The 12,962-nt window shown below is 55.5% G+C and carries 9 protein-coding genes; 5 read left to right on the top strand and 4 right to left on the bottom strand.

Features of this window, described 5'->3' with window-relative positions; translation table 11 throughout:
* Positions 1 to 135 precede the first annotated feature (135 nt).
* From hypD to K5905_RS13555, 5 genes are all read left to right on the top strand, one after another.
* Entirely contained in the window at positions 136 to 1,287 is a 1,152-nt protein-coding gene (gene hypD / locus K5905_RS13575) for a hydrogenase formation protein HypD (protein ID WP_297584721.1), read from the top strand.
* Positions 1,284 to 2,321, top strand: a complete 1,038-nt coding sequence (gene hypE, locus K5905_RS13570) for a hydrogenase expression/formation protein HypE (RefSeq protein ID WP_297584719.1) — start codon at positions 1,284 to 1,286, stop codon at positions 2,319 to 2,321. Before hypD ends, hypE begins: the two co-directional genes overlap by 4 nt.
* A 121-nt stretch (positions 2,322 to 2,442) precedes the next feature.
* Positions 2,443 to 3,807 carry an MBL fold metallo-hydrolase gene (locus tag K5905_RS13565; protein ID WP_297584717.1) on the top strand — a complete coding sequence of 455 codons (1,365 nt, stop codon included), beginning with the start codon at positions 2,443 to 2,445 and terminating at the stop codon, positions 3,805 to 3,807.
* 23 nt (positions 3,808 to 3,830) lie between these two features.
* Positions 3,831 to 5,357 carry a thymidine phosphorylase family protein gene (locus K5905_RS13560; RefSeq protein ID WP_297584724.1) on the top strand — a complete coding sequence of 509 codons (1,527 nt, stop codon included), beginning with the start codon at positions 3,831 to 3,833 and terminating at the stop codon, positions 5,355 to 5,357.
* On the top strand, positions 5,358 to 6,251 hold the full coding sequence (locus K5905_RS13555) for a ribose-phosphate pyrophosphokinase (RefSeq protein WP_297584714.1): 894 nt from the start codon (positions 5,358 to 5,360) through the stop codon (positions 6,249 to 6,251).
* 72 nt (positions 6,252 to 6,323) lie between these two features.
* Here K5905_RS13555 and K5905_RS13550 read toward each other — a convergent pair whose 3' ends face one another.
* From K5905_RS13550 to K5905_RS13535, 4 genes are all read right to left on the bottom strand, one after another.
* Positions 6,324 to 6,833, bottom strand: a complete 510-nt coding sequence (locus K5905_RS13550; RefSeq protein ID WP_297584712.1) for a cytochrome c — start codon at positions 6,831 to 6,833, stop codon at positions 6,324 to 6,326.
* Positions 6,834 to 7,115: 282 nt separating this feature from the next.
* Positions 7,116 to 9,797, bottom strand: a complete 2,682-nt coding sequence (locus K5905_RS13545) for an HAD-IC family P-type ATPase (RefSeq protein ID WP_297584710.1) — start codon at positions 9,795 to 9,797, stop codon at positions 7,116 to 7,118.
* A 251-nt stretch (positions 9,798 to 10,048) separates the two neighbouring features.
* Positions 10,049 to 11,173 carry an ABC transporter permease gene (locus K5905_RS13540; RefSeq protein WP_297584708.1) on the bottom strand — a complete coding sequence of 375 codons (1,125 nt, stop codon included), beginning with the start codon at positions 11,171 to 11,173 and terminating at the stop codon, positions 10,049 to 10,051.
* Position 11,174: 1 nt separating this feature from the next.
* Positions 11,175 to 12,962 (bottom strand): ABC transporter permease (locus K5905_RS13535; RefSeq protein WP_297584706.1); only part of this gene is annotated, 1,788 nt, incomplete at its 5' end.

Here is a 12,962-nt window from a genome sequence, read left to right as displayed (position 1 = left end):
TGTTCACGTTGGTTTCGCCTTGCACAAACTGAGCGAGGAGGAAGCCGATCGAACCCTGAAACTCATGGCGGAAGCAGGTGTTCTTGCGGAAGAACTGGAGGAGTTGGCAGCAGACGGTTCAACAGGAACAACGTCATGAAATATGTCAGCGAATTTCGCGACGGTTCGCTCGCCCGAAAACTGGCCAAGGCGATTGCACAGGCAGCTGATCCAGCGCGGAGTTACCAACTGATGGAATTTTGTGGCGGTCATACGCACGCGATTTTCCGCTACGGTGTTCAGGACCTTGTCCCTGAAAATGTAAATTATGTGCATGGCCCCGGGTGCCCTGTATGCGTGTTGCCGGTGCGAAGACTTGATGATGCCGTTGAGTTGGCGCTCAACCATGATGTCATCCTGTGCACCTATGGCGACATGATGCGCGTGCCGGGCACCAAGCAGAAAAGCCTGATCAAGGCCAAGGCGGAAGGGGCTGATATCCGCATGGTCTATTCCACGCAGGATGCGCTCAGGATTGCTCGCGACAACTCCCATCGCGAGGTCGTTTTTTTCGCAATCGGCTTTGAAACGACAACACCTCCCACAGCCGTTGCCATCCTGCAGGCCAAGACGGAGGGCTTGAAGAATTTCACGGTTTTCTGCAACCACGTTCTGACCCCGCCAGCAATTGCACACATCGTCAATGCACCGGCAGAAGAGGGAGAAGACCCGGTGCGGATTGACGGATTTCTAGGGCCGTCTCATGTCAGCTCGGTCATCGGGTCGGCACCGTACGAACCTGCTGCAAGGATCTACAGGAAACCAGTAGTGATCGCCGGCTTTGAGCCACTGGATGTGATGCAGTCGACATTGATGCTTATCCGCCAGATCAATGAAGGCCGTCATGACGTGGAAAACCAATACACGCGGGTCGTCACCCGAGACGGCAATCGCAAGGCGCAAAGACTGGTTGAGCAGGTGCTGGAGCTGCGCAAGGCATTCGAATGGCGTGGTCTTGGAACCGTGCCGGAAAGCGCGCTGAAAATAAGGAAAGACTATTCAGAATTCGACGCGGAAAAGCGTTTCACGATCAGCTCCAAGGCTTCTCGGGAAGTGAAATCCTGTGAATGTCCGGCGATTTTACGCGGCGCGAAGAAACCAACGGAATGCAAACTCTTCGGAAATGTCTGCACCCCGGATAATCCGATGGGGGCATGCATGGTGTCATCCGAAGGCGCTTGTGCCGCCTACTGGACTTATGGGCGCAAACGTGAAGCTGCCGCGGCGGTGAAGGAGGTTGCCGTATGAGCGACACCGGATGCAGATCAAGCCTCAGAACCGGGACAGTCGACATGACCCACGGCGGCGGTGGCCGCGCCATGGCTGACCTGATTGAGGATCTGTTTCACCGGCATCTGAAAAATCCTGTTCTCGATCAGAGACATGATGCTGCCGTGCTCGAAATGCCGCCGGGACGTTTGGTGATATCGACCGATGCTCATGTGGTCTCGCCACTGTTTTTTCCTGGTGGGGATATCGGTTCACTCGCGGTACATGGCACCTTGAATGATGTCGCGATGGCCGGCGCACAGCCGGTTTCTCTGACTGCAGGCTTCATTCTGGAGGAAGGTTTTCCGCTTGCAGATCTTGAAAACATCGTGATGTCGATGGCGCGCGCTTCCCTTCACGCTGGCGTTCCGGTTGTTTCAGGCGATACCAAAGTGGTTGAGAAAGGAAAGGGTGACGGCGTCTTTATCACAACGACTGGTGTCGGCGTTCTTGCCGAAGGTGTTGCGATTTCACCTTGTGCGGCCAAGGCGGGACAGGTCGTTCTGCTGTCCGGGCCCATCGGCGATCACGGCGTCGCCATTCTCTCCAAACGGGAAAACCTGGAATTCGAGACAGAGATCAGGTCCGACAGTGCGGCATTGCATGGACTTGTCGAAAACATGATTTCAGCGGTGCCCGGCATTTCCGTGCTGCGCGATCCGACCCGGGGAGGACTGGCAACGGCACTCAATGAAATCGCGCACGCCTCCGGTGTGGGATTTGTCCTGCAGGAAGAGCAAATTCCGGTCGGTCCGGATGTCCGTGCGGCTTGTGAGCTTCTGGGTCTGGATCCGCTCTATATCGCGAATGAAGGCAAACTGATCTGCATCTGCGAGGCAACGGATGCGTCAAGGCTCTTGAAAACAATGCGGGCCCATCCGCTGGGACGCGAGGCTGCGCAAATTGGCGAGGTGGTGGAAGATGACGACCACATGGTTGTCATGCAGACCGGCTTTGGCGGTGCTCGTGTCGTCGACTGGCTTTCCGGCGAACAGCTGCCGCGGATCTGCTGACGCTGCAATTCGGGAACTTCAATCCTGCGGTTCTCGGTAACATACTCTGCCCCACTTCGAGGCAACGATCATTCAGAACACTTAACAGCGTTAAGCGCGGTACAACTGAATTGGTGCAAAAATGACTATCAAACTGACGTTTCTGGGTGGGGTCGAGACTGTAACGGGCTCAAAGTACCTTCTTGAAACCGAAGGCTTGCGCGTGCTGGTCGATTGCGGCCTCTTTCAAGGCTACAAGCAGCTGCGATTGCGCAACTGGGCTCCGCTACCAGTTGACCCTGCGAAGGTCGATCTGGTTGTTCTGACCCACGCCCACCTGGACCATTCGGGTTATTTACCGCTTCTGGTGAAGAATGGCTTCAAGGGACCGGTTGTTTGCACCGCCGGGACGCGGGATCTGTGCGCAATCCTTCTTCCCGACAGCGGCTTCCTGCAGGAAAAGGATGCCGAGTTTGCCAATCGGCACGGGTTTTCCAAACACCATCCGGCTCTGCCGCTTTACACACAGAAAGAAGCTGAAGATTCTCTGGAAAGTATAGTACCGGTCGACTTCAATAAGGAATTCGATTTTCAAGGCAAACTGAAAGTCCGCTTCCAATTTGCCGGTCACATCCTTGGTGCGGCGATAGTCAAGATGGTCTTGAACGACCGCACGATTGTCTTTTCCGGTGACCTCGGCAGGTACAAAGATGCGACAATGCTCGACCCGGTCCCGATCTCGCAGGCAGATTATCTTCTTGTGGAATCCACCTATGGAAACCGGCACCACGATACCCAGGATCCGGAAAATGTCCTTGCTGATGCAATCAATCGAACGGCTAACCGTGGCGGGACGGTGCTCATTCCATCCTTTGCCGTCGGTCGCGCGCAATCGCTTCTCTTTCACTTGCATCGCCTGAAAGCGGAGCAGCGTATTCCGGATCTGCCCATATTCCTTGACAGTCCCATGGCAGTGAAAGCCACGGAGACCTTCAGAAAACACCTTGGAGATCATCGACTGACGGCCGATGAGTGTGACTGGTCTCGCAACACTGCGCACTACGTGCAAAGCGTTGAGGAATCGAAGGAACTTGACTGGAACCGGATGCCCAAGGTGATTATTTCCGCAAGCGGCATGGCAACTGGTGGCCGGGTTCTGCATCATCTGAAACACTATGCGCCCGATCATCGGAACATGATCCTCTTTGCAGGTTACCAGGCCGGTGGCACCAGAGGAGCGGCGATCACGGCCGGTGCCAAGAGCGTAAAGATCCACGGCGCCCAAGTTCAGATCAGAGCTGAAGTGGACAATTTGCATATGCTTTCCGCTCACGCTGACTCTGATGAAATCATGCGATGGCTCGGCGAATTAGATCATGCCCCACAGATGACCTTCATCACGCATGGCGAGCCTGATGCCGCGGACGCGCTCCGTCACAGGGTGGAAAGCGAATATGGCTGGGAATGCTCCGTGCCGTACTACCGGGAAGAAGTCATACTGACATGACTATCGAGCCAAACAACGAAGCAATGGCAGCGACCGGAGAGGCCAAACAGAGCACCAACATCCTGCGCGCAAGAAGGTTGGGTATCGATACGCAGTTCGAGGCAATTGTCTTCATGCGAAACGATTGCCCGGTCTGCCTTTCGGAAGGATTTAGTGCTCAAACGCGAATTCGGGTGTCATACAAGGACCAATCGGTCATTGCCACGCTCTTTCAGACAGCACCCGACCTGCTGGAGCACGGCGAAATTGGGCTCTCTGAAGCCGCGTGGCATCGCCTTGGTGTTCAAGCAGGTGAAAACGTTTCCGTCTGCCATCCTCGTCCACTTGAATCCCTCAGCAAATTGCGTAGCAAGATTTATGGTCGGCCACTGGAGGCAGATGCAGTCAGCTCCATATTCCAGGACATCGTAGCCGGACGATATTCAGACATTCATCTGGCTTCCTTCATTACGGCCTGCTCCGCCCGGCCACTCGACCACTCGGAAATGGTAGCTTTCACAGGCGCAATGATCGATGCGGGAGACCGTCTTCAATGGGAAAGGTATCCGGTTGTCGACAAGCATTGTGTTGGCGGACTTCCGGGAAATCGCACCTCGCCCATCATTGTGGCGATCGTGACCGCCTGCGGTCTAACCATGCCTAAAACATCGTCCCGCGCCATAACGTCGCCTGCGGGAACAGCGGATACAATGGAAACACTCGCGCCGGTGGACCTCGACCTTGCGGCCATGCGGCGCGTTGTTGAAAAGGAAGGCGGATGCATCGCCTGGGGCGGTGCGGTGCGCCTCAGCCCAGCAGACGATACGCTAATCCGTGTTGAACGGGCACTCGACCTGGATAGCGAAGGTCAGCTTGTCGCGTCGGTCCTTTCCAAGAAAATTGCTGCCGGTTCAACCCATGTCATCCTTGATCTGCCGGTCGGCCCGACGGCAAAGGTCAGAAGTCAGAGCGCTGCCCACGCACTTTCACGAGACCTGATAGCGGTGGCTCTTGCATTTGACGTGGAAGCGCGCACCGTCATTTCCGATGGCCGACAGCCAATCGGTCGAGGCATAGGACCCGCGCTTGAGGCACGAGATGTCCTTTCCGTCTTGCAAGGCGCCGCAGAGGCCCCTCGAGATCTCAGAGACAAATCAATTGCCCTTGCCGGACACCTGCTGGAACTTGGCGGAACGATAGATCTGGGTTCGGGTGTCGAACTCGCTGAGCAAACTCTCAACGACGGTAGTGCTTGGAAAAAGTTTCAAGGAATTTGTGGAGCTCAGGGCGGAATGCGAACGCCGCCCAAAGCCCTTCATTGCCACCCCGTTTTTGCCAAGGAAACGGGAAAGGTGACAGCAATAGACAACAGACGCCTGGCAAAAGTGGCAAAGCTTGCCGGAGCACCGGGAGCCAAAGCGGCCGGTCTCGAAATTCATGCACGCATCGGAGCGGCTGTTGATGTCGGAGAGCCACTATATACCATCCACGCGGAAGCCCCCGGCGAACTGGATTACAGCCTCGAATATGTGCAAGAAAACAACGACATCTTCGAGCTGACGGAGTTATGAATGCAGCCTCTTCTTGTTTGCCTTCAAGACAATGACAGTCTCGCCGCAACCTTGGAAACCGCAGTCGGTGCAAGTCGCGCCACCCTTGAAAGACGGCAATTCCCCGACGGTGAAACTTACCTGCGTTTTGATACCGACTTGCAAGATCGACACGTGATCGTTTATTCGACGCTTGATCGTCCGGATCGCAAAATCCTGCCACTGTTGTTTACAGCAATGGCAGCACGCGATCTGGGCGCTGCATCAATAGGGTTGGTCAGTCCCTATCTCGCCTACATGCGGCAAGACGAACGTTTCCGGTCGGGTGAAGCCGTCACCTCAGTTCATTTTGCCAAACTTCTGTCTGATCACATTGATTGGCTGGTCACGGTCGATCCTCACCTCCACCGGCATAAGTCACTTTCGGAGATTTTTGATGTTCCGGCCATTGCTGTGCATGCGGCGCCACTTATTGCTGATTGGATCCAGCAGTCAGTTGAAAGCCCCCTGCTCATCGGCCCTGACGAAGAGAGCAAGCAATGGGTTGCCGCTGTCGCAAAAGAGGCGCACGCGCCTTTTGCCGTACTGAACAAGACCCGTCACGGAGATCGCAAGGTTGAAGTATCGGTTCCCGATATCGGTCAATGGCAAGGATGCACACCTATTCTGGTCGACGACATCATCTCGACCGGCCAAACGATGATCAAGACAATTGCGCATCTCGCCGGTGCCGGCATGCAACCTCCCCTGTGTGTTGGTGTTCACGGAGTTTTTGCAGGCGATGCATTCCACGACCTCATGAAGGCTGGAGCTGGGAGCATCGTAACGACAAACACTATAGCCCATCAGTCGAATGCTATCGATGTCAGTGAGCTGCTCGCGAATGCAATTAGAGAACTTCTCGTCAATTCGTAAAATCCCAGGGCGTTGGGACGAACCATTTCGTTCTGATCCGGACCGCTGTGGTCAAGGCCAACCGTTGGCACCCTAATTTGCCGCTTCCGATTTGGTAACTAGTTGTCCTTCCAACACCTCAAGCATCGTCTTTATTTCATCGCGATCAAGCCGCCCGTGGTTCTTGAGAAACTGGGCAATATCCCTCCCTGTGTATCGGCCGACGAGGTTGCCATCACGTATCACGAGTTTGAGGCGCGCCAGATCATTAGCACTGTCATGACATATCCTGCACTTGCGAAAGAACAACCGCCCTGACTGGGAAATTTTCGAGAGTAACTCAACCATGACCTCAACCTCCGCAGGGGACATACCTCCATGACCTGTTTCCAAGAAGGTAGCGACTGGTTGGCGGGACCTACTGCCGACGAGGCTGTTTTCCCGAATCTCCAATGTTTCAAAAACAAATTCTCCCGCATGCGCAGCATGGCATCCGGCACAGGTTCGCTCGTATAGGGCGTGTGGATCGATGTCTTGTGCCTCAACTGCAATGGGCCAGAAAACCAGAGACAAAAGCAAGAATGAGATTTGTTTCGTAGGCATTGCGCAACCATCCATTCATCAACAAAATTGGAGACTGCTTTGTTGCTCAAAGGCATACGAACAATACACTATTATTGAAGTTCGCGACTTGACGTTGGTTAACCCGCACCTCGAACGGAGCGAACTTCATCAGACAATTGAAGAAGTTCAGCTAAATGGTCTTCCTGCCTTGAATTCCGTCGCCTTTTCAAACGACATCCGGGATTGAAGGCCAGGTGGCATTGGACAAAGACATACCGACGTGTATTGAGTGCTGCGTTCATTTCCGTTCAAACATGTAAACTAACTCCGGTTTTCCCGGGTTCCTGCAAGTATCAGGCGCAGCCGTTTTTCCGTTTCGATAGTGGCAAAAAAGACAATCCCGATGCCGATGATGACGATACCGTCAGTCATTGGAACGGCTGACGTCCCGAGGATCGGTTGCGCCGCGGGCAAATACGTAACGGCGAATTGCGCGACCGTGACGACACCTAAACTGATCCAGACCGCAGGTGTTCCCTTGAAGGCCTCAAAATTGATGGACGTACTGAAGATATTTCTCACATAAAACAAATGGAAGATTTCAAGCACAACCAGCATGTTCATCGCCATTGTCTGGGCCAACTCGAGCGAATACCCCTTTTCGATCGCATAGGTGAAAAGGCCAAACACTATGGCCAGAAACAGCCCTGTTACAAAGAGCACATGCCAGACCAATGCGCCGGTCAGTAGCCCTTCATTCTGCGGGCGTGGCGGCTGATGCATGGATTCAGCCTCAGCAGGTTCATAGGCCAGTGCCAGACCCAGCGTGACGGCTGTGATCATGTTTACCCAGAGTATCTGAACCGGTGAAACAGGCAGCGCAAACCCGAGCAGTAGCGCGGCTGCGATTGTTGCCGCCTCGCCGGCACTGGTAGGCAGAACCCAGCTAACGACCTTTCTGATGTTGTCCCAAACGGTGCGGCCTTCGCGCACCGCTGAGGCGATGGAAGCAAAATTATCGTCCGCCAGGACAAGCTCGGCGGCTTCCTTCGTTGCATCTGATCCGGTGATGCCCATTGCGACACCGATATCCGCACGTTTGAGTGCCGGTGCATCGTTCACGCCGTCACCGGTCATTGCGACGATCAGACCATTTGCCTGGAGCGCTGTTACAAGACGCAACTTGTGCTCGGGAGAAGTTCTGGCGAAAATATTCGTCTTCAGTGCGGCGGCGGTTAGTGCAGTGTCGTCCAACTGCTCGATATCCTTGCCTGTAAGGACCTTGTCCGGACACACCAATCCGATCTGTCGCCCGATTGCTGCAGCAGTTCCGGCATGATCCCCCGTTATCATTTTGACCTTGATGCCCGCGCGGTGACATTCGGCAACGGCGGCAGCGGTTTCCGCTCGCGGTGGATCGATGAGACCCACAAGTCCGATCAAGATCAAACTTCCCTCGAGATCGGCCTCAAGCAATTGACCCTGGTTGACCTGCAGCTGTGCAAATGCGAGCACACGCTGGCCCAGCGCAGCAATACGGTCCAACTCTGTTTGCCAGTATGCATGATCGAGGAGACTGCTGCCCTCGCCTTCCACTTGCCCTGCGCACATTTCCAAAACCCGCTCAGGTGCGCCCTTGATCAAAACCAGTCGAGTGCCCGTATCGTTTTCCGCCAAAACTGCCATGTAGCGACGACGTGCATCGAAAGGGATTTCCTGGCGACGGGTCCATCCCTCCTGCGTCACGCCCGCCTTGGCTGCAAACGCAAGCAAAGCACCTTCCATCGGGTCACCTTCAACCCGCCAGACATCGTCAGACACATGCAAAGCCGCATCGTTGCACAGCAGTGACGCGCGGGCGATTTCCATCAAATCGCTGTTTGGCTGCCCCCCACCATCAATCTTGATCTCGCCCTGAGGGGCATACCCCTCCCCGGTAATCGTGAAACGCTTCTCCCTTGTGACAGCTGACGCCACCACCATTTCGTTGCGTGTCAACGTGCCGGTCTTGTCCGTGCAGATCACCGAGACCGCCCCAATCGTCTCGATTGCGGGCAAACGACGAACGATGGCGTTTCGCTTCGCCATAGCCTGCACTCCGACGGCGAGCGTAATGGTCATGACCGCAGGCAGTGCTTCGGGGACGGCCGCAACGGCGAGACTGACGGCCGCCATGAACATCTCGTCGAAAGCGATATGCCGGACATAGAACCCGAAGAGAAGCAGGCCAACGGATGTCAGCAAGATTAGGACGGTCAACCAGCGTGCAAACTTGTCCATCTGGACGACGAGAGGTGTTTTCAGCACTTCGACCGCACCGAGCATTTTGCTGATCCGGCCGATCTCGGTTTCTGTCCCAGTTGCAACGACCACGCCGCGGCCTGTGCCTGAAGTGATCAATGTGCCGCTGTAAGCCATTGATTTGCGGTCGCCAAGAACCGCCTCCGCAGCAACTGGAGCAGTCGTCTTGCCGACAGGGACTGACTCGCCGGTCAAAATGGCCTCTTGTGCGTTGAGGCCATGCACATCCAGCAAGCGCAAATCCGCTGCAACCCGGTCGCCGGGCTCCAACACCACAATATCACCAGGCACCAGGTCGGCTGCGTCGATGCTGACACGCCTGCCACTGCGTACGACCGATGCACGGGGAGCTAACATTTGCCTGATCGCTGCCATGGCGTTTTCGGCACGGCCTTCCTGAATGAAGCCCACAATCGCGTTGATCATCACGACGGCCAGGATCACACCTGTATCGATCACCAGGCCAAGAAGTGCAGTTACCACCGCACCTCCGATCAGCACATACATGAGAACATTATGAAAGTGCCTAATGAAACGCAGCACCAGCGAGCGACGGGGAGCACTCGGCAGAATGTTGCGTCCATATTTCGCCCGACGGCGTTCGGCTTCGTCCTCCGGCACCCCTTGCTCGGCGGAGGTGTCAAATCGTCTTATGCAATCTTCACCGCTCACAGCATGCGCATCGAACTCTGCCAGTGACATCACGTCCCCCCTGCCAATTCGCATCGGGCAGCGGACTTGTTTAATACAACAACCAAGCGTGCATCCTCATCATTGCAGACTGTCATCGACTGGGTCGAACCTGCACAAGTGTCTCGACCTTTGGCGACGAACACCAGCGCATCGATCCTGGCTCTGGCAATGTTGATCGAAACGAAAGATGTGTTGTTACCCCTCCCCGTTGCAAGGCAACCGGTAACCGTCTCAAAACGAAATGAGGTGGTGGAAGGCACTTATCGATCCTGTGTGATTGACCGACGAAAGGTAAGGAGGCTGAGCGAAAGAAGCACAATCCCGAGCAAGGCGATCCACAAGAACTCCGGCCAGACAGATTCCAAACCAGCCCCTTTGTAAACAATAGCCTGGCTGAATGCGATGAAGTGGCGTGACGGCAGAATGAGAGTGACGAATTGCAACCACTCCGGTTGACTTTCAACAGGCGTTTCGCCGCCCGACAGCATCAGCATGGGCAAAACTGTAAGCATGACGAGCAGAGCAAACTGTGCCATCGAACGCGCCAGAGTGGCAATGAATACGCCCAGCGCCGTTGCCGTGAACAAAAACACCGCGGTACCGGCCAGAAACAAACCTTTCGAGCCGACAATCGTGACGCCGAGAAAGCCCTCCAGTACAAAAGTGATCGCGAGCGTCGCCGCGACGAGAACCACGGCGGCATTTGCCCAGATCTTGGCAGCCGCGATGTCGAACGGCGCAATTGGCATCGCGAGCAAGTGCTCGATGGTCCCATGCTCCCGTTCACGGATCATGGCAGCTCCGGTCAGGATTGTGGTCAGCCACATGATCTGGCCGATGATTGAAACAACACTTGCAAACTGCACGGTGTCGCGGTTCGGGTTGAAGGCACTGTGAATGACTAGCTCGATCGGCGGGCGCTCGACAAGATCTGCGCCTGCAGCGAAGTTCTGGATCTCCGTACTCAAGATACTGGTGATGTAATTCGAGCCGATCCCTGCCTGTTCCATGGCTGTGGCATCAATCAACACCTGAATTTCCGGCGAGCGTGCTGCGCGCACATCCTGCTCAAAGCCGGGCGGTATCGACACAACAAACAGAAACCGGCCTGCATCCATCTGTTTTGCCCCCGTACCCGGCTCGATCTGGATTACAGGCTGGAATTCAGGTGGGAAGAATGCGGCGGCAAGTGCGCGCGACAACGGTGAATTGTCTTCATCTGCGAAGGCAATAGAGGCGTTGTTAACGGAAGTCGACACGCCCGTCGCCTCCATGACCGGCGCAAGCGTAAAGGAATACAAGAGCAGCGCCATCATGACCCAGTCGCGCCTCAGGCTCACCATCTCCTTCAAGCCCAGCCAGAATATTATTTGCACTCGCCGCATCTTATCGCTCCTGTTCACGCAGCAGGATCACCGCGAAAAGTGTGAACACGGGCCCGAAACAGGCGAGCGCCAAGACATCGGGCAACAGCGCCTCCCAGCCAAGTCCTTTGGTAAAGGCACCCACATTGAGGTGCAGGAAATAAGATGACGGCCACAACGAGCCGATCGTTTTCGAGACACCGTCAAGCGTCGACACCGGCTGCAATAATCCCGAGAACTGGATTGTCGGAATGACTGATGCAATGGCTGTCGCAAAAACGGCAGCGACCTGACTGGATGTCAGGGTTGCCACCAGCAGCCCGAACGAGGTCGCGGCCCAGACGTAGAGAAGTCCGCCGATGGCAAGCGGCAACGGGTCGCCCTTGAGCGGTACGTCAAACACCAGAACCGTCATGGCCGCAAGAAGAAGGAAATTGGCAAAACCGATTACGATGTAAGGTGTCTGCTTTCCAACCAGGAACTCAATTCGCGTTGTTGGCGTCACATAGAAGTTCGTAACCGAACCCAGCTCACGCTCGCGCGCAACGCTGACGGCAGCAAGTATCCCTGGAAGCATGATCAGCAGGATCGCAGGTATGCCCGGCGCCATCGATGCGATGCTTTCAAAGCTCTGGTTGTATCGGAAACGCGGCTCAAGCCGCGCAGGTGGCGCAGGTGCCCGGCCCGTACCGGGTGCGTAGGCATCAAAAAAGTCCTGATGCAGCCCGGTGACATAACCTTCCACTGTCTCCCCCTTGAAAGGGATCGCTCCATCGACAGTTACCAATACCTCGGTAGATTCACGCGCCCTGATCTTCCGACCGAAATCAGGTGGCAACTCAAGCACGAAAGACACGTCACCTTCACGCAGCCGGCGTTTACCTTCCTCAACTGAAGCAAGTGGCGCCGTGGGCACGAAATAACGCGACCCTTCAATTTCGGCAATATAGGCGCGGCTTTCCGGCCCTTTCGAATAATCCAGGACTGCGAACTTCAGGTCCTCGATATCGAGCGAAATTCCAAAACAGAAAACCAGCATAAGGATGGCCGACCCGACGAAAGCAAATGCCAGGCGCACGGGATCGCGAAGCACTTCGATGCTCTCGCGCAGGGCATAGGCGGAAACGCGCGGGAAAAATCCTCCCGTATGCCCACCTGTGTTGCTAAGCGGAATTTCGGGGGCGATGACGGGTGACGGAGGATCGGCGGCCTCAAGAGCCGCCACAAAGGCCTCTTCCAAAGTCTCCGCTCCCGCGTCTTCGGTTAGTTCGATCGGTGCGCCTATTGCCAGAACTTTGCCGGCATGCATGAGAGAAACCCTGTCGCATTTCTCTGCTTCAGACATGAAATGCGTCGAAACAAATATCGTCACGCTGTCTTGTCGCGAGAGTTCGAACAGCAGCGACCAGAAAGCATCGCGCGCCTCAGGATCGACGCCCGAAGTCGGCTCGTCGAGGATCAGCACACGCGGTCGATGGATAACTGCGACGGCGAGAGACAATCGTTGTTTGATGCCAAGTGGCAGATCATTGGCGAGATTGTCGAGGTGATCCGTAAGACCAAAGCGGCGGGTTAAAGCGGCAATGCGCTCTTCCTTGTCGGAGAGTTCGAAAATTCGCGCATGCAGCCAGAGGTTCTGGCGCACCGTCAATTCGCCATAAAGTGAAAACGCCTGACTCATGTAACCGGTAAGGCGTCGGGCCTCTCGATTGCGTGCATCCACAGGTTTTCCAAACAGCAGAGCTTTGCCAGCAGTCGCTGGCAGCAGACCGGTCAGCATTTTCATCGTGGTTGACTTGCCGCAACCGTT

This window comes from Roseibium sp., from assembly GCF_025698965.1.
Taxonomy (GTDB): Bacteria; Pseudomonadota; Alphaproteobacteria; order Rhizobiales; family Stappiaceae; genus Roseibium.
Note: the sequence above shows the minus strand (reverse complement) of the source record. Positions and strands in the feature narration are given on the sequence as shown.